General features: G+C 71.2%; 20 protein-coding genes. 12 read left to right on the top strand and 8 right to left on the bottom strand.

Translation table 11 applies throughout. The annotated features are described in order from the left end of the window. The first annotated feature begins 49 nt into the window (after nucleotides 1-49). The 7 genes from ACZ46W_RS26200 (at nucleotide 50) to ACZ46W_RS26170 (ending at nucleotide 5072) form a co-directional block, all read left to right on the top strand. A complete protein-coding gene (locus ACZ46W_RS26200; protein ID WP_468342068.1) occupies nucleotides 50-520 on the top strand; it encodes a hypothetical protein in 471 nt (156 codons plus the stop codon). 8 nt (nucleotides 521-528) lie between these two features. Then, nucleotides 529-816, top strand: a complete 288-nt coding sequence (locus ACZ46W_RS26195; protein WP_468342065.1) for a hypothetical protein — start codon at nucleotides 529-531, stop codon at nucleotides 814-816. Nucleotides 817-901: 85 nt separating this feature from the next. Next, the gene (locus tag ACZ46W_RS26190) at nucleotides 902-1813 is read left to right on the top strand and encodes a bifunctional DNA primase/polymerase (protein ID WP_468342063.1); all 912 of its coding nucleotides are present in this window, start codon (nucleotides 902-904) and stop codon (nucleotides 1811-1813) included. Nucleotides 1814-1893: 80 nt separating this feature from the next. Then, nucleotides 1894-2163, top strand: a complete 270-nt coding sequence (locus ACZ46W_RS26185; protein WP_468342060.1) for a hypothetical protein — start codon at nucleotides 1894-1896, stop codon at nucleotides 2161-2163. After that, nucleotides 2160-3425: a DUF3631 domain-containing protein gene (locus ACZ46W_RS26180; RefSeq protein WP_468342057.1), complete on the top strand. Its 1266-nt coding sequence runs from the start codon at nucleotides 2160-2162 to the stop codon at nucleotides 3423-3425. The genes ACZ46W_RS26185 and ACZ46W_RS26180 overlap by 4 nt, the downstream gene beginning before the upstream one ends. Before the next feature lie 178 nt (nucleotides 3426-3603). Beyond that, nucleotides 3604-3822 carry a helix-turn-helix domain-containing protein gene (locus ACZ46W_RS26175; protein ID WP_468342054.1) on the top strand — a complete coding sequence of 73 codons (219 nt, stop codon included), beginning with the start codon at nucleotides 3604-3606 and terminating at the stop codon, nucleotides 3820-3822. A gap of 68 nt (nucleotides 3823-3890) precedes the next feature. After that, entirely contained in the window at nucleotides 3891-5072 is a 1182-nt protein-coding gene (locus tag ACZ46W_RS26170) for a site-specific integrase (protein ID WP_468342051.1), read from the top strand. A 220-nt stretch (nucleotides 5073-5292) separates the two neighbouring features. On the opposite strand, the gene ACZ46W_RS26165 is transcribed toward ACZ46W_RS26170, so the two are convergent. Next, nucleotides 5293-5874 carry a hypothetical protein gene (locus tag ACZ46W_RS26165; protein WP_468342048.1) on the bottom strand — a complete coding sequence of 194 codons (582 nt, stop codon included), beginning with the start codon at nucleotides 5872-5874 and terminating at the stop codon, nucleotides 5293-5295. A gap of 45 nt (nucleotides 5875-5919) precedes the next feature. Further along, on the bottom strand, nucleotides 5920-6588 hold the full coding sequence (locus tag ACZ46W_RS26160) for a response regulator (protein WP_468342045.1): 669 nt from the start codon (nucleotides 6586-6588) through the stop codon (nucleotides 5920-5922). A 132-nt stretch (nucleotides 6589-6720) separates the two neighbouring features. Here ACZ46W_RS26160 and ACZ46W_RS26155 point away from each other — a divergent pair, with 132 nt between their 5' ends. From ACZ46W_RS26155 to ACZ46W_RS26140, 4 genes are read left to right on the top strand one after another with little or no spacing between them, the layout of a single operon-like run. Beyond that, nucleotides 6721-7704 (top strand): Bug family tripartite tricarboxylate transporter substrate binding protein, encoded by a 984-nt coding sequence (locus ACZ46W_RS26155; protein WP_468342043.1) that lies wholly within the window; start codon nucleotides 6721-6723, stop codon nucleotides 7702-7704. Next, entirely contained in the window at nucleotides 7701-8216 is a 516-nt protein-coding gene (locus ACZ46W_RS26150) for a tripartite tricarboxylate transporter TctB family protein (protein WP_468342040.1), read from the top strand. The genes ACZ46W_RS26155 and ACZ46W_RS26150 overlap by 4 nt, the downstream gene beginning before the upstream one ends. Beyond that, a complete protein-coding gene (locus ACZ46W_RS26145) occupies nucleotides 8216-9712 on the top strand; it encodes a tripartite tricarboxylate transporter permease (RefSeq protein WP_468342037.1) in 1497 nt (498 codons plus the stop codon). The genes ACZ46W_RS26150 and ACZ46W_RS26145 overlap by 1 nt, the downstream gene beginning before the upstream one ends. Further along, a complete protein-coding gene (locus tag ACZ46W_RS26140) occupies nucleotides 9709-10083 on the top strand; it encodes a GNAT family N-acetyltransferase (RefSeq protein WP_468342035.1) in 375 nt (124 codons plus the stop codon). The genes ACZ46W_RS26145 and ACZ46W_RS26140 overlap by 4 nt, the downstream gene beginning before the upstream one ends. Here ACZ46W_RS26140 and ACZ46W_RS26135 read toward each other — a convergent pair. Together ACZ46W_RS26135 and ACZ46W_RS26130 are read right to left on the bottom strand one after the other, a co-directional pair. Next, nucleotides 10062-10559: a DUF402 domain-containing protein gene (locus ACZ46W_RS26135; RefSeq protein ID WP_468342032.1), complete on the bottom strand. Its 498-nt coding sequence runs from the start codon at nucleotides 10557-10559 to the stop codon at nucleotides 10062-10064. The genes ACZ46W_RS26140 and ACZ46W_RS26135 overlap by 22 nt on opposite strands. Further along, entirely contained in the window at nucleotides 10540-11463 is a 924-nt protein-coding gene (locus tag ACZ46W_RS26130) for a GNAT family N-acetyltransferase (RefSeq protein ID WP_468342029.1), read from the bottom strand. Before ACZ46W_RS26130 ends, ACZ46W_RS26135 begins: the two co-directional genes overlap by 20 nt. A gap of 72 nt (nucleotides 11464-11535) precedes the next feature. On the opposite strand from ACZ46W_RS26130, the gene ACZ46W_RS26125 reads away from it, so the two are divergent. Beyond that, nucleotides 11536-11910 carry a GntR family transcriptional regulator gene (locus ACZ46W_RS26125; protein ID WP_468342026.1) on the top strand — a complete coding sequence of 125 codons (375 nt, stop codon included), beginning with the start codon at nucleotides 11536-11538 and terminating at the stop codon, nucleotides 11908-11910. A 21-nt stretch (nucleotides 11911-11931) separates the two neighbouring features. Here the strand turns inward: ACZ46W_RS26125 and ACZ46W_RS26120 are convergent, their stop codons facing one another. From ACZ46W_RS26120 to ACZ46W_RS26105, 4 genes are read right to left on the bottom strand one after another with little or no spacing between them, the layout of a single operon-like run. Then, the gene (locus tag ACZ46W_RS26120) at nucleotides 11932-13026 is read right to left on the bottom strand and encodes a DUF5925 domain-containing protein (RefSeq protein WP_468342023.1); all 1095 of its coding nucleotides are present in this window, start codon (nucleotides 13024-13026) and stop codon (nucleotides 11932-11934) included. Between the two features lie 41 nt (nucleotides 13027-13067). Further along, nucleotides 13068-13841 carry a polysaccharide deacetylase family protein gene (locus ACZ46W_RS26115; RefSeq protein WP_468342364.1) on the bottom strand — a complete coding sequence of 258 codons (774 nt, stop codon included), beginning with the start codon at nucleotides 13839-13841 and terminating at the stop codon, nucleotides 13068-13070. Between the two features lie 20 nt (nucleotides 13842-13861). Further along, complete coding sequence (locus ACZ46W_RS26110) at nucleotides 13862-14845, bottom strand: glycosyltransferase family 2 protein (protein ID WP_468342020.1); 984 nt, start codon at nucleotides 14843-14845, stop codon at nucleotides 13862-13864. Next, nucleotides 14842-15675, bottom strand: a complete 834-nt coding sequence (locus tag ACZ46W_RS26105) for a glycosyltransferase family 2 protein (protein WP_468342017.1) — start codon at nucleotides 15673-15675, stop codon at nucleotides 14842-14844. The genes ACZ46W_RS26110 and ACZ46W_RS26105 overlap by 4 nt, the downstream gene beginning before the upstream one ends. Nucleotides 15676-15878: the final 203 nt, after the last annotated feature.

Below are 15878 nucleotides of genomic sequence, written 5' to 3'. Positions count from 1 at the left end.
GCAGCACCCCACCACGGGGTGCTGCCCGAGCTGTTGAAGGGACCCCGTTGTGCACCCTGAGACCCCGTATGAGATCACCAGCCTGAACGGTCTGCCGCAGCCGATACCGCGTCCGGTGATGCTGCCGGACGAGATCCCGCCCGGGGTCGACTGGGTCACCCTCCCCAACGGGATGCGGACCCTCGCCTACGTCCAGCCCCCGGCCATGGCGCCGATGGCGCAGCCGGTCGCCGCGCGGCCGGTACCGACCTGGGCCAAGACCACGGCTTTGCTCACGCCGACGATCGGCGGCGGCATCGCGGCCGCCGGTATCGGCCTCTCTTACGCCGCACCGGGACTGATCGCCATGAGCCACGCCCTGTGGGCCGCCGTCGCCCTCATCGCTGCCGGCGCCGTTGCCCTCCCGGTCCTCCTCGGCGCCTGCCGACGACGAGCCAAGACCGGACCGGCGCACATCACTCAGAACATCACCGCCACCGGCCTGTTCGGCCGCGCGAGCGGCACCATCAACCACCACTAAGGAGCCCCATGCCGCGACTGCGCATCCGCCACGTCACCTGGCCCCGACGAGCGCTCATCCTCGCCGACACGCCCCGCCCCGACTGCTGGGCGTGCGGCGGGGAGGGCGGCCACAACCGCGACTACGGCCACCCCGAAACCGGCGAGTACGAGGGCACCGACTGGGAGCCCTGCCCCTGCTGGGACGAAAAGCGCCGCTGGATCCTGCTGCCCCTCCCGCGCCTGCCCCGCCTCCGCCGCCGTACCGCCCCCGACCCGTGGGCGCCCGGCGGCTACAGCGACGAACCGCCGTTCTGACAAAGCCGAAGGCGGCCCGCGTCTCGCCAAAGCCTCGGGCCGCCCTCGCATCCAGCATCCGTTCAGAGAACTGGAGACCTCCAGCATGACTCATCAAGCCCGTTCCGCGCTGCTGCGTGCAGCGCTGGACGCTGCTGCCCAAGGATGGGCGGTCTTCCCCCTCTATCCCCGGAGCAAGCGCCCCGCCCTCCACGGAGAGGCCGCGTGCCCGCGTACCGGCGACTGCGCTGAGGGGCACCGCAAGTGGGAGGAGCGCGCCACCACCGACCCCGGCCGCATTCACCGCGCCTGGTCCACCCGGCCGTTCAACGTCGGGATCGCCACCGGCCCCAGCGGGCTGCTGGCTGTGGACTTGGACACGCCCAAGACGAAGGACAAGAGCAGTTCGGACACGCCTAGCGGCGTGACGACCTTTGAGGCGCTCTGCGAGCGCGCCGGGCAACCCGTCCCCGCCACCCGCACGGTGCGGACTCCAAGCGGTGGCATGCATCTGTACTTCTCCGCGCCGCTCGGGGTTCGGCTGACGAACACGGCGGGCACGCTTGGGCCGCTGGTCGACACCCGGGCCGGTGGTGGGTATGTCGTCGCCCCAGGCAGTATCACGCCCGGTGGCTCGTACGTGGTGGTGGACGACCGGCCCGTCGCCCCGCTGCCCGGCTGGCTGTGCGAGGCGCTCCAGGGCCCGCGCCGGACGCCGCAGCCGGGCCCGGTGCCGCTGGCCACCAGCGCCTCGCGGTATGCCGCCGCAGCACTGCGCAATGAGACCCAGGCGGTCGCTACCGCAGCCGACGGCACCCGCAACCACACCCTGCTGCGAGCCGCACGAGCCCTCGGGCGGCTGATCGCCACCGGCGACCTGACCCGCGCGGAAGTCGAGGAGGCTCTTAGTAGGGCGGCGGCCGGCAATGCCACACAGCCGGAGCGCTACTACGACGACGTGATCCGGCGTGGGCTGGACTGGTCGATCGCCCACAACAGTCCCAGGCGGCCCGCATGACCCCGCCCCCGCCCTCTAAGAGCCTGGCCCCGACCACGGACCGGCCGCACGCCGCCGAACGGGGCACGCTACCGGCGGCCGTGGGCGACCGAAGGGGCGTCGCCGAAGGCGTCCCTTCTGCTCTTGGCTCTGACCCGCACCCGGGCGACGGGCGCCAGATCGTCGCCCTGCTGCGGGTCACCGCACCCGGACGCGGCACGGTCCCAACCGCCACGTCGTCGTGCGTGTGCGGACGGGACCGCAGCGCCGTCGGACACGCCAAGGTGCTCGCCCTCATCGAGGAGCACACCGCCCACCGGGACCTCTGCCCCCTCCGTACCGCTTCCCAGGAAGGGAGGACCGCCGCATGACCAGCACCAACCCGCCCGCGCCGTCCATCGACGGAGCGGCCCTGCTCGACGAGGTGGAAGCCTTCCACCGCCGCTTCAACGTCTTCCCCACCGAACACGCATACGTCGCCGTGACCCTGTGGGACGCACACGCCCACCTCATCGACGCACTCGACGGGACCGCCCGCATCGCCTTCCTGAGCCCCGAACCCGGGTCCGGAAAATCCCGCGCGCTGGAGATCATCGAGACGCTCACCCCGCGCTCCGCGACCACCGTGAACGCCTCCGCCAACGCCTTGTTCCGGCTGGTGGCGGCGGACGCGGGAACGCCGACGCTGCTGTTCGACGAGATCGACACCGTCTTCGGACCCAAGGCCGGCGGGAACGAAGAGGTTCGCGGGTTCCTCAACTCCGGCTACCGGCGCGGCGCGAAGTCCCTGCGCTGCGTGGGAGAGGGATCCGAGCAGAAGGCAGGCTGGTTCGACTCGTTCTGCGCGGTCGCCATGGCCGGACTCGGCTCGCTGCCCGACACGATCCTGACCCGCTCCGTCATCATCCGCATGCGCAAGAAGGCTCCCAACGAGAAGTGCGAGCCCTACCGACGCCGCGTTCACGAGAAGCAGGGCCACCTCCTGCGTGACCGGCTCGCGGAGTGGACCGCCACCATCCACGACCAGATCGCGAACGCATGGCCGGAGATGCCCGAAGGCGTCACGGACCGACCCGCGGACGTCTGGGAGCCGCTGCTCGCGGTCGCGGACGCGGCTGGCGGGCACTGGCCCGAGCGGGCCCGCGCCGCGTGCGTCGCACTCATCAAGGCCGCATCCGAAGGCGATCAAGCTTCCCTCGGCGTCAAGCTGCTCACAGACCTGCGTGACCGCGTGTTCTGCGGCGTGGACCGCATGCCCACCGCCGCCATCCTGGAAGTCCTCCTCCAGCTCGATGACGCTCCCTGGTCCGACATGAGCGAGGACGGACAGAGCAGCAAGCCGCTCACCGCTCGCACCCTGTCCAAGCTCCTGAGCCAGTACGTGCGGCCCGACAACACCCCGATCAAGCCCCGGGGGATCCGCGTCGGCAGCACGACCCCGAAGGGCTACTACGCGGAGGATCTCAGCGACGCCTGGGCCCGCTACTGCCCCCCGGACCCCGGAGGATCCGCAACATCCGCAACAGACGCAACACCGCAGGTCAACGGGGGTGAATCTGTGGCGGAAGACGGTTCCGAGAGCCGCCACATGTTCGCGGAAACCGACACACGCCAACTCCGCATCGTCGGCTGACCAGCCGCACCCGACATAGGTGCCGCCACGCCTACGCGTGGCGGCACCTATCCGCAACAGAACCGGCATCCGCCACAGATTCGAGCCGCTGACCAGCAATGTTGCGGCGTGGCGGATGTTGCGGATCCACCAGGAGGGAGCGCCCCCTCTGAAACAGCACCGAAGGAGCCTTGGACAGATGGAAAGGGTCCCTGTCGCCTCCACGGTCCAGCCCCGGCTTCACCGTGTCGAGGCTGCGGCCGAGCTGCTGGGAGTGAAGCGCACAGTCATCTACGAACAGATCCGCCTTGGGCGGCTGCGCACAGTCCGGCTTGGGCGTCGTCGGCTGGTGCCCACGGAGTACATCGACGAGTACGTCGACCTGCTCAAGCGCGAGTCGGAAACGACTGCATCCTGACCAATTCCTATGTGGGGCTGGACCGATATCGGTCCAGCCCCACACTTACGCAATCACAAGGAATCCCCATGAGTGAGACCGCCGGTCGCCCCCGGAAGGCGGCAAATGGTGAAGACTCGATCTACTGGGACGCCTCCAAGAATCGATACGTAGGCGCCATTTCGTTGGGCTACACCCCGGCCGGCAAGCGAAAGCGTCCCAAGGTGTCAGGCAAGACCAAGACCGAAGTACGTGCCAAGCTGCGAGAGCTTCGAGCTGAGCTGAAGCAGTCGGGTGCCAAGTCAGCGGCCCAGTACACGGTGGGTCAGGCAGTAAATGACTGGCTGGCCAAGGGGCTTAAAGGAAGGGACCCCAACAGCATCAGCACCTATCGCAGCCTCGCGGACAATCACGTCATTGCGGATCTCGGCAAGGCGAAGCTGCGTGACTTGTCGGCTGACGCAGTTGATTGCTGGCTCGACGAAAAGTCGGAAGTGCTAGCCACTAGTTCGCTCGCGATGGTGCATTCGATTTTGCGGCGATCCATCACACACGCACAACGGCATGACAAGGTTGCCCGGAACGTGGCGGAGTTGGTCGAGACTCCCGAAGGTCAGGTCGGCCGCCCCAGTAAATCTTTGACGCTGGAGCAGGCGAAGGCTGTCCTGTCCGGCCCCGCAGAGGGGAGCTGGATCCATGCCTATGTCGTTGTGTCGCTGCTCGTAGGAATCCGTACAGAGGAGGTGAGGCCACTCAAGTGGAACCACGTGCATCTATCACCTGCTGATGGAGTGGTGCCGCACATTGAGGTGTGGCGGTCGGTGCGCCGGCGGGGCGAGATGAAGACGCGAAAGAGTCGGCGAACCCTGGCGGTGCCGCGACAGGTCGTCACCGTACTCAAAGCGCATCGGGCGGAGCAGCGACGGAGGAGAGAGGCCCTTGGGCTGGCCTGGGACCCAGAGGGCTTCGTGTTCGGGACGGACAGTGGCGATCAGCGCACTGCGGACCAGGTTCGGCGGAGCTTCCGAGCGCTGCTGCGGCGCGCCGGCTTCGACCAGCCCGAGAAGTGGACACCGCGAGAGCTGCGGCACAGCTTCGTTTCACTGCTCTCCGATCATGGGATCCCGATCGAAGTGATCGCGCGGGTCGTCGGTCACAGCACCACGATCGTTACGGAGACTGTCTACCGTAAGCAGTTGCGGCCCGTCATCACGGAGGGAGCCGAAGCCATGGACGACATCTTTGATGGCGGGGGAGCTGCTAACCCGTAGGCGCCCGTGGGGGAGCTGAGCGGAGCCGTGGCTCCCCTTTTGGCTCCCGGCCCGAGGATCCTTAGCGCCGGGATGTCGGCCACACACGCTCCCACCTGCACCTGGACCGGCGTAGTCCTGCCGTGTGTCGCTTAAGGCAAGGCTAAGAAGTCGATCAGGAACCCGCCCGACACCGGCTCGCCCCCCGCCGGCCGCCCACCGGCGTCCCGGGCCGCGCGTCCTAGGTGTCGATGCCCAGATCGGTCCGCATCGACCGCTTCATCTCCCCCAGGCGGGGCCAGACGTCCCGGTGGTACCCGTCCTCCGCGGAGGCCAGTTCCTCCGCGTAGGCGGAGGGGTCCGTGCAGAACTTCCTCAGCGACCCGTACGCGGTGTTCAACTGCCTCTTGGCCGTGCTGCACGAGCGCAGCACCGCGTCCGGGGCGACCATCTGGGCCTCGGCGTAGCTGTCCCGGAACGCCAGCCTGCTCGCCTCCAGCTTCTCCAGGGACCCGTCGACGTCCTCGCCGCGCAGCACCGCGTGGGCGTGGTTGGTCATGGCCGTCAGGTACTGGCGCGCGGTGGTGTTCAGCGTGATGTAGCAGGCGCGCCGCCTTTCGAGGCCCTCGCGCAGCCGCGCCTCCGCCTGCTCCGCCCGCAGCAGCTCCGCGGCGTGATCGCGCTCCTCACGGCGCTGCTCGGCCGCGGCCGCCAGCTCCATCCGCTTGGTGCGGTCCGCGCGGTTCTGGGTCAGCAGCGCGGCCCCCAGGGTTCCCGCCACACCCACGATCGCGACCAGCAGCCCCGCCCAACCGGCGCCCATGATGCCCCCTTCACGTCCTCGGCAGCCCTGGACCCACCGTAGAGGTCAGCCCACCCGCCGGTAGCGCCGTTCCGGGCGGCCCGTGCCGCCGTAGCGGAGGGTGACCTCGGCGCGGCCCGTCTCGGCGAAGTACTCCAGGTAGCGGCGGGCGCTCACGCGGGAGAGGGAGCCGGCCTCCGCGCACTCGGTGGCGGACAGGCCCGCGGGGTGGTCGCGGAGGATGCGGTCGACCAGCTCGGCGGTGTGGGCGGCCAGGCCCTTGGGGAGCTCCCGGGAGCCGGGCGGGCGGGTGCCGAAGATCTGGTCGACGTCCTCCTGGCGCGCCTCGTCCAGCTCGTCCAGGCGGGTGCGCAGCGACGCCACGTGCAGGAGCTGCTCCCGCAGCGCGGCCTGGCTGAAGGGCTTGATCAGGTAGTGCAGGGCCCCGGCGCGCAGCGCCGAGCGGATCGTGCCCGCGTCCCGGGCCGCCGTGATGAACAGCGCGTCCACGCCGTGCCCCGCCGCCCGCAGCGCGCGCAGCACACCGATCCCGTCCATGTCGGGCAGGTAGATGTCCAGCAGGACGATGTCGGGGCGCAGCGCCTCGGCCGCGCGCAGCGCCTCGGCGCCGCTGTGCGCCACCCCGGCGACCGTGAAGCCGTCCACCGCGGACACATAGCGGCTGTGCAGCTTGGCGACCATGAAGTCGTCGTCGACCACCAGCACCTTCGTCACCGGCGACACGCTAGGTCGCGGACACAACGACCACAACGTCCGTTGATTGCGGAAGGGAGACAGGTTCTTAACGCGCGGGCAACATGTGGGCCACTTCACGTCCGAAAAGACACGGTCCGAAAGGCGGCACACGTGCGATCGCGCACTCCCCTCGCCCTGCTCGGGGCGGCGCTGCTGGTGCTCGTGGGGCCGCCGCTGCTCTCCACGGGCAGCGGCTCCGACACCGGCACGCAGATCCCCGGCCTGCGCTTCATGGTCCCCAACACGCCCGGCGGAGGCTACGACATCACGGCCCGCACCGCGGCCAAGAACGCCGAGGACGCCGGCCTCACCCACGACATCGAGGTCTTCAACCTGCCCGGCGCCGGCGGCACCGTCGGCCTGACCCGGCTCGTCGGTGAGCACGGCAACGGCAGGCTCGCCATGTCCATGGGCCTCGGCGTCGTCGGAGCCGTACACACCAACAAGACCCCGGCGACCCTCGCCGACACCACCCCGATCGCCCGGCTCACCGAGGAGCAGGACATCGTGGTCGTCGCCAAGGACTCCCCGTACAAGACCATCCAGGACCTCCTCGCCGCCTGGAAGAAGAACCCCGCGAAGCTCCCCGTCGGCGGCGGGTCGTCACCCGGCGGGCCCGACCACCTCGCGCCCATGCTCATGGCACAGGCCGCCGGAATCGCCCCGAAATCGGTGAATTACATCCCCTTCGACGGCGGCGGCGAGCTCCTCGCCTCCATCCTCGGCAACAAGGTCGCGTTCGGCGTCTCGGGTGTCGGGGAGTACCTCGACCAGATCAAGTCCGGAGAGCTGCGGCTCCTCGCCGTCACCGGCCCGAAGCGGGTCCCCGGGCTCGACGCCCCCACCCTCCGCGAGGCGGGGCTCGACACCGAGTTCACCAACTGGCGCGGCATCGTCGCCCCGCCCGGCCTCTCCGGCGCCGAGCGCGACAAGCTCATCGGTCTTGTCGAGAAACTGCACGCCTCGAAGCAGTGGCGCGACTCCCTGAAGAAGAACGGCTGGAACGACGCCTACCTGTCCGGCGAGGACTTCGGGGTGTTCCTCGACGAGCAGAACGAGCGCGTCGGCTCCGTCCTGAAGGAGCTGGGACTGTGAGCACACCGAGCACATCACGCCGCGCCTGGCTGCGCGAACACTCCGAGCTCGGCGTCAGCCTGCTGCTCGCCGTCATCGGCGTGCTCGTCCTCACGGACGCGCTGACCATGGACATCGCCGCCGGACAGCGCGGGCCCGTCGGCCCCACGACCGTCCCCGTCGTCGTCGGCGCGGGCCTGCTCCTGGTCGCCGTCCTCCTCGCCGTCGACGTCCTGCGCGGCGGCCGCGGCGAAGCCGAGGGCGGCGAGGACATCGACCTGTCCGAGCCCGGCGACTGGCGCACCGTCCTGCTGCTCGCCGGGGTCTTCCTCGGCGGCGCCGTCCTCATCGGCCCGCTCGGCTTCCCGATCGCCGGCGCCCTGCTCTTCTGGGGCTCCGCGTACGCGCTCGGCAGCCGCCGCGCCGACCGCGACCCGCTGATCGCGGCCGTCCTCTCCCTCGTCACGTACGTCGTGTTCAACAACCTGCTCGGTGTCCCGCTCCCCGGTGGCCCGTTGATGGGAGTGCTCTGATGGACTCTCTGAACTCCCTCCTCGACGGCTTCGGCACCGCCCTGACGCCGGTCAACCTCCTCTGGGCCGCCATAGGCGTCCTGCTCGGCACGGCCATCGGCGTCCTGCCCGGCATCGGCCCCGCCATGGCCGTCGCGCTGCTGCTGCCGGTGACGTACGGACTGGAACCCACCGGCGCGTTCATCATGTTCGCCGGCATCTACTACGGCGCCATGTTCGGCGGCTCCACCACCTCCATCCTGCTCAACACACCCGGTGAGAGCGCCGCCGTCGTCGCCGCCATCGAGGGCAACCCGATGGCGAAGGCGGGGCGCGGCGCACAGGCCCTCGCGGCCGCCGCGGGCGGACACTTCGCCGGCGGCATGATCGGCACGATCCTGCTGGTCGCCCTCGCCCCGACCGTCGCCGAGCTGGCGGTGGACATCGGCGCGCCCGACTACTTCGCCATCATGGTGCTGGCGTTCATCGCGGTCACGTCGGTGCTGGGCTCCTCCCGCATCCGGGGCCTGGCGTCCCTGCTCGTCGGGCTCACCCTCGGCCTGGTCGGGCTCGACCAGATGACCGGCCAGCAGCGGCTCACCTTCGGCTCGCTCCAGCTCGCCGACGGCATCGACGTCGTCATCGTCGCGGTCGGCCTCTTCGCCATCGGCGAGGCGCTGTGGGTCGCCGCGCACCTGCGGCGCGGCGGCAGCGACGCCATCCCCGTCGGCCGGCCCTGGCTCGGCAAGGACGACGTCAGGCGGACCTGGAAGCCGTGGCTGCGCGGGCCGCTGATCGGCTTCCCGTTCGGCGCCATCCCGGCCGGCGGCGCCGAGATCCCGACGTTCCTGTCGTACGTCACCGAGAAGCGGCTGTCCAAGCACAAGGACGAGTTCGGGCGAGGCGCCATCGAGGGCGTCGCCGGACCGGAGTCCGCCGCCTCCGCCTCGGCGGCCGGCACGCTGGTGTCCATGCTGACGCTCGGGCTGCCGACCACCGCCGTCGCCGCCGTGATGCTGGCCGCCTTCCAGCAGTACGGCATCCAGCCCGGCCCGCTGCTCTTCGAACGCGAACCCGACCTGGTGTGGGGCCTGATCGCCTCCCTCTTCGTCGGCATGGTGCTGCTCCTCGCGCTGAACCTGCCGCTCGCGCCCCTGTGGGCCAAACTGCTGCGCGTGCCGCGCCCGTACCTGTACGCGGGCATCCTGTTCTTCGCCGCGACGGGCGCGTACGCGGTCGGCGGCGAGGCCCTCGACCTGGTGATCCTGCTGATCATCGGCCTCATCGGGTTCGGGATGCGCCGCTACGGCCTGCCCGTGCTGCCCGCCGTCATCGGCGTCATCCTCGGCCCGGCCGCCGAACAGCAACTGCGCCGGGCGCTCCAGATCAGCGACGGCAGCGTCACCGGCCTGGTCAACACGCCGTTCTCGGTGACCGTGTACGCCGTGATCGTCGTCCTGCTGGCCTGGCCGCTCCTGAAGAAGGTGATCAAGCGCCGTCGTAATGTGACGGTATGACAATTCGCCGTGCGACCGCCGACGACGTCCCCCGTGTGAAGGCCGTGACCGACGCGGCCTACCACCACTACATCGAGCGGATCGGTCTCGTACCCGCCCCGATGGAGGCCGACCACGCGGCGGACGTGGCCGGGGGAAGGGTGTTCGTCGCGGGTGACCCGGTGGTCGGCCTCGTGGTCCTCAGGACCGAGGCCGACCACCTGTACCTGGACAACGTCGCCGTCCACCCCGACGCCCAGGGAACCCCCCTCGGCCGCCACGCGAAGATGTGGGAGAACCAGAAGATGTACGAGCGGTACGGCTACCAGGTCGTGGAGCGGCGCGTCGAGGGCCCCTACGACCGCGTCCACTACCGCAAGCCGGTCTCCTGACCCGCACCCGGCAGCCGGCCCTCGCGGGCGAGGACTTCGAGGGCGTCCAGCGCCTCACGGGCGGCGGCCGCCGCCGCCGGGTCCCGCTGCGCGAGGCCGCTCGCCTCGAACTCGTCCTCGTCCAGGCGCAGCACCTCGCCGCCGTCCGCCGAGACCCACAGGTCCAGGTCGAGGTCCTCGACGACCACCTCGGAGCTGGCCACCGACGCCGGCCGGGTGATGTCGCAGTACCAGCCCTTCAGGGTGCCGTCCCCGCCCCGGACCTCCTTCACCGCGTACCACCGGTCGCGCCAGTAGTGCTCCGTGAACACATCACCCGGCTCGAACCGTACGAAGCCGAAGTCCCGCACCCCGTCCGCCGCCCACGGGGCGCGCACGGTGAGGTGGGTGCCGTCGTCGGCCACCACCTCGGCCGGGTAACCGATCTTCGTCCGTCCCGCCTTGACCAGACGGATCTCAACCGAGCGCGCGGACATGCCGGACCTCCGTCGCGCAGATCTCGTACCCGAACCACTTGTTGATCGCCAGCATCGGGCCGTTCGCACCGTCGTTGCTGGTGTACGCGTCGGTGCAGCCCGCCGCGCGGGCCCGCCGCAGCGAGTCCGTCTTGGCCAGCTTCGCCAGGCCCCGCCCCCGGTGGGCGCGCAGGGTGCCGGTCATGCCCGACACATAGCGGCTCCCGCCGTCCGTGAACGCGGCGGTGAAGGCCGCCACCTCGCCGTCCACCGTCACGACCGTGGACAGGCCGCGGTCGAGCAGCGGGTTGTTCCAGGTGTGGCGCACCCAGTCCTCGTAGTCGTCGAAGTCCGTGGCGATGTCGCTCGGTTCGTCCGACGTCGCCTCCGCGTCGGCGACGAACATCGGGCGCGGATCGGCCTCGTAGTCGGCGGCGGTACGCAGCTCGACGCCCGGCGGGAGCGTTCCGGGCAGCTCGGGAAGGGCGGCGTGCGCCAGGTCCAGGTGCTGGAAGTGCGCCGTACGCGTGGGCCGGTAGCCGCGCTTGGCGGCGAACGCCTGGTTCTGCGACCCGTCCAGCACCCAGGCGTACAGGGACGTGGCCCCCTCGGCCGCCAGGTGCTCCTCGGCGGTGCGCAGCAGCAGCCCGCCCGCGCCATGGCCGCGGTGGTCCGGGTGCACGTGCGGCGTGGTGTACGCCTGACCGGGGTCGCTGCTGTCGTACGCGATGCCGGCGTACGCCGTCCCGATGATCTCGCCGTCCTTCTCGGCCACCAGCAGCCGGAACTTCTTGGCGGGGTTGGCGGTCTCGACGTCGAAGAGCACCGAACGCGGCGTCGCCACCTGGAACGGTATGCACGCCTGCCGCGACCTGGCCACGGCCTCGGCGTCCTCGGGGCGGAAATCACGCACGATCACAGTCATGGAGCCGCACGGTACGCGCGTCCCGGCCCCGATCGCCTCCCAATTTCCGTGCCGTCGGGGACAATCGTGCCCGTGACCTTGAAGATCTCCATCGACGCGGCGTCGCCGACCGCCCCGTACGAACAGCTCCGCGCCCAGATCTCCGCCCAGGCCCGCTCCGGCCGCCTCCCCGTCGGCTACAAGCTGCCGACCGTCCGGGGCCTCGCCGAAGAGCTGGGCCTCGCCGCCAACACGGTCGCCAAGGCGTACCGGGTGCTGGAGACCGACGGCGTGATCGAGACCCGGGGCCGGGCCGGCACGTTCGTCGCCCCCGCCGGAGACGCCGCCGCCCGCCAGGCGGCCACGGCAGCCGCCGCGTACGCCGCCGAGGCGCACCGCCTGGGCCTCACCCGCGCGGACGCGGAAGCCGCCGTGGCGGACGCGCTGCGGGCGGCCTACGGGAAATAGGCGCACGACGCGCAGCGCGGCCTACAGGTACAGCCCCGCGTCCGCGCTCCGCGGCTGGTCCGGGATCGCCGCCGGGCCCGTACCGCGCCGCAGCGCGAACAGCTCCGCCAGCGTCGCACCGTCCCGCCCGACGCCCTCCTCGGAGCCGAGCCACGCCACCGCCTCCGGGCGGGTCAGCGGGCCGACCTCGATGCGGGCCAGGCAGCGCCCGGGGCGGACCACCGCCGGGTGGAGGCGCTCCAGGTCCTCGTTGGTGGTGACCCCGACCAGGACGTTGCGGCCCTGGCCCAGCAGACCGTCCGTCAGGTTCAGCAGCCGCGACAGTGCCTGCCCCGCCGTGTGCTTGGCCTCGCCCCGGATCAGCTCGTCGCAGTCCTCCAGGAGCAGCAGCCGCCAGCGGCCCTTCCCGGTGCCCTCGTCCTCGCCGATGGCGATGTCCATCAGGTACCCGACGTCGGTGAACAGCCGCTCCGGGTCCAGCACGCAGTCCACCTGGCACCAGTCCCGCCACGACCGGGCCAGGGTGCGCAGCGCCGACGTCTTGCCCGTGCCCGGCGGGCCGTGCAGGAGCAGCAGCCGGCCCGCGATGTCGTCCGGGGTGACCTTCATCAGCCGGTCCATCGCCTCGGCCACCGGCGCCGTGTAGTTGGGCCGGATCTCCTCCCACGCCCCGGCGGCGATCCGGCGGGTCGTGCGGTGCGGGCCACGGCGCGGCGACACGTACCAGAAGCCCATGGTCACGTTGTCCGGCTGCGGCTCCGGGTCGTCCTTCGCCCCGTCCGTCGCCTGTGCCAGGACCCTCTGCGCCAGCTCCGCGTCGACCGCCGTGACGGTCACGTCGGCGCCCCGGTTCCAGCGCGAGACCAGCAGCGTCCAGCCGTCGCCCTCGGCGAGCGTGGCGCTGCGGTCGTCGTCGCGGGCGGAGCGCAGCACCGCGGCGCCCGGCGGGAGCAGGGTCGCGCCGGGCTTGACGCGGTCGAGGCTGGAACTGTGGGAGTACGGCTGCTCGCCCGTCGCGAAGCGCCCGAGGAACAGCGCGTCGACGACATCGGCGGGTGAATCGCTGTCGTCGACGGTGAGCCGGATCGGCAGAGCCTCATGAGGGTTGGCAGACATGCGCTCCATGATCCGGCACACACGCGTTCCCCGCACGGTGTTTATGTGCGTGTTCGAACCAGCACGGCGGCGGCCCGCCGCGCGCGCCGGACGACCGCGTACCCCTTGGTCAGCGCCCGGTCCCGGGCGAACGCCCGCCCGATGTCCCGGCCCTCGACCAGGCGCCCGAAGCGCTCGATGTCCGTCGCCCGCCGCACGGTCACCCGCCGCAGCGCGTACGGGCCCTGGGCGCGCCGTGCCAGCGCGTTGCCCACGGCCAGCCCCTGGGCGAACCCGGCCCGGCGGACCGCCTCCCGCACCCGGCGGCTGGAGTAGCCGTACGGGTAGGCGAACGAGACCGGGGCGCTGCCCACCTCCTCCCTGATGATCTCCCGGCACCGCACGGTCTCGAACCGGAGCCGTTCGCCGTCGAGCTGGTCGAGCTGCGGATGGGTGTGGGTGTGGCCGCCGATCTCGGTGCCGGCGGCTGCCAGCTCCCGCACCTGGTCCCAGTCGAGCATGGTGTCCGGGGCGCCGCCCTCGTCGTACGGGCCGCGCAGCCAGCCCGTCGAGACGAACAGGGTGGCCGCGAAGCCGCGCTCGGCGAGGACCGGCAGGGCGTGCCGGTGCACCCCCTCGTACCCGTCGTCGAAGGTGATCAGCACCGGGCGCCGCGGCAGCGGCGCCCCGGTCCGCCAGGCGTGCCCGAGCCGTGCCGTCGTCACCGGGGTGAACCCGCGCTCGCCGAGCAGCCCCATCTGCTCGGCGAACGCCTCCGGCGAGACGGACAGCCCGTACGCCGCCCTCGCGGGCCGGTGCCCCACCGCGTGGTACATCAGGATCGGTACGGGGCCGGTCACGACGGGGCTCCGATCGGTCCGTACGAGAAGCCGCCGCCCTTACGGGACGTCAGGCGCCCGTGCGCGTAACCCGCCGCCGCCACCGCCACGCCCGTGACGATGGCGCCCGCCCGGCCCGCCCCGCCGGGCCGGGCCAGGACGAAGTCCCTCAGGCCCCGCGCCACGCCGGCGGGCAGCACCCGTGTGGTGTACCGCCGCTCGGTCTGAAGCCCCTTGTCCGTGCCGACGCTCCGGGCGACGAGCGCCTTGGACAGGCCCTCGGCGTAGGCCCGGCTGCGGAAGTAGCGGTACGTCGCGCGGGCGGGCGGAACCTTGTGGTGGATCACCGCCCGGTCGTCGATCAGCAGGACGGCGTCCGGCAGGGCCTGGCCGAGCCGGATGCACAGCTCCGTCTCCTCGCAGCCCAGCGGCCGTCCGTCGCCGTCCCGCCCGATCCCGGTGGCGAACCCGCCCGCCGCGTCGAAGGCGCCGCGCCGGAAGGAGGCGTTCCCGCCCAGGACGTTGCGCACCCGCACCCGCCCGGCCGGCAGTCCCCGGTACGTACAGCCGACGACCCAGTCGAACTCCTCCGGGAACCAGGCTGGGCGCCGCCCCGCCACCCAGGCCGGCACCGTCCGCCCGCCGACCGCCACCACCCGGGGGTCCTCGTACGCCGCGTCGAACCACCGCAGCCAGTCCCGCTCGGCGACGGCGTCGTCGTCGAGGAAGGCCACGATGTCGCCGCGGGCCGCGGCGATACCGGTGTTGCGGCCGGCCGAGAGGCCGCGGGGGCCCGCGTTGGCGAGCACCCGCACCTCCTCCCCGGCGTCCGCGTACGCCTTGCCGAGCCGCTCCCGCAGCGGCTCGTTGTGGTCGACCACGAGGAGCGTCTCCAGCGCGGGCAGCGACTGCCGGCGCACCGAGCCGACCGCCGCGAGGATGTCCTCCCAGCGGTCCTCGGTGTACGCGCAGATCACCACGGAGAAGTGACGTCCTCTCAAGAGAGTTCACCCCGGGGCACGCCGACCGAGAAGTCGGCCGTACGGCGGCGGCGCTCGCCGCGCGGGACGCCCTTCTCCCGGAGGATCACCTTCAGGACGCGGATGCCGTCGCGCACGGCGTTGAGGTTGCTGACGCCGTGGATGCGCAGGTACTCGTGGCTGGGCACCTCCTGGACCTTCAGGCCCGCCTTGACGACCCGGATGTTGATCAGGGTCTCTATCTCGAAGCCGGTGCAGTCGAGCGTGATCCTGTCGAGGCAGTGGCGCCAGAAGGCGTTGTAGCCGTAGCAGAGGTCGGTGTACCGGGCGCCGAACTTGGCGTTGACGACGGCGCACAGCAGACGGTTGCCCAGCCGGCGGACCGGGGTCATGTCGTCCGTGCCGCCGCCGTTGGCGAAGCGGGAGCCCTTGGCGAAGTCGGCGCCGCCGACCAGGGCGGAGACGTACGACACGATCTCCTGGCCGTCGGCCGAGCCATCGGCGTCGACCATCACGATGATGTCGCCGGTGCAGGCGGCGAAGCCGCTGATGAGGGCGTCGCCCTTGCCCTTGCCGGCCTGCTTGACGACCTTGACGTCGGGCCGCAGCTCGCGGGCGACGTCAACGGTGTCGTCCGTGGAATTGCCGTCGACGAGGACCACTTCGTGAATCCAGTCCGGCAGGGTCTTGAAGACGTACGGGAGATTCTCCGCCTCATTCATCGCGGGAATCACCACGCTCACCGGTGGTGTGATGGCGAGGTGGGATGTGATCGCCCGGTACTGGGCGGCTATTCGGCCGCTTTCCGAGTCGACGGCATCGCCGACGGCCGGGCGCAGGAAGGAGCTCATGGGTCATTTCCCTCTCGTCCGGTGGACCGCCCACCCCCGGGCGGTCCGGATGAGTATCCGGTTCGAAAGGGGGGTTTTACTCACTCGCCCATGACGGAACGGATCTCCGTGCATGACGGGTGAGCAGGTAATTCCGGCCGCGCGCGGTACGCGCCTCGGCACGGGAAACGTCACCGGGCACGGCACCCCCCTACCGCGCCCCG

Source organism: Streptomyces sp. NPDC031064 (assembly GCF_055570965.1).
The sequence above is the reverse complement of the archived record's forward strand: the minus strand, read 5'-3'. Positions and strand labels throughout refer to the sequence as shown.

Coding starts and splice junctions, on each gene's coding strand:
- ACZ46W_RS26145 (WP_468342037.1), top strand. CDS start 8,216: ATGGACTCTCTGAACTCCCTCCTCGACGGCTTCGGCACCGCCCTGACG.
- ACZ46W_RS26175 (WP_468342054.1), top strand. CDS start 3,604: ATGGAAAGGGTCCCTGTCGCCTCCACGGTCCAGCCCCGGCTTCACCGT.
- ACZ46W_RS26135 (WP_468342032.1), bottom strand. CDS start 10,559: ATGTCCGCGCGCTCGGTTGAGATCCGTCTGGTCAAGGCGGGACGGACG.
- ACZ46W_RS26170 (WP_468342051.1), top strand. CDS start 3,891: ATGAGTGAGACCGCCGGTCGCCCCCGGAAGGCGGCAAATGGTGAAGAC.
- ACZ46W_RS26105 (WP_468342017.1), bottom strand. CDS start 15,675: ATGAGCTCCTTCCTGCGCCCGGCCGTCGGCGATGCCGTCGACTCGGAA.
- ACZ46W_RS26130 (WP_468342029.1), bottom strand. CDS start 11,463: ATGACTGTGATCGTGCGTGATTTCCGCCCCGAGGACGCCGAGGCCGTG.
- ACZ46W_RS26180 (WP_468342057.1), top strand. CDS start 2,160: ATGACCAGCACCAACCCGCCCGCGCCGTCCATCGACGGAGCGGCCCTG.
- ACZ46W_RS26190 (WP_468342063.1), top strand. CDS start 902: ATGACTCATCAAGCCCGTTCCGCGCTGCTGCGTGCAGCGCTGGACGCT.
- ACZ46W_RS26195 (WP_468342065.1), top strand. CDS start 529: ATGCCGCGACTGCGCATCCGCCACGTCACCTGGCCCCGACGAGCGCTC.
- ACZ46W_RS26140 (WP_468342035.1), top strand. CDS start 9,709: ATGACAATTCGCCGTGCGACCGCCGACGACGTCCCCCGTGTGAAGGCC.
- ACZ46W_RS26165 (WP_468342048.1), bottom strand. CDS start 5,874: ATGGGCGCCGGTTGGGCGGGGCTGCTGGTCGCGATCGTGGGTGTGGCG.
- ACZ46W_RS26115 (WP_468342364.1), bottom strand. CDS start 13,841: ATGTACCACGCGGTGGGGCACCGGCCCGCGAGGGCGGCGTACGGGCTG.
- ACZ46W_RS26120 (WP_468342023.1), bottom strand. CDS start 13,026: ATGTCTGCCAACCCTCATGAGGCTCTGCCGATCCGGCTCACCGTCGAC.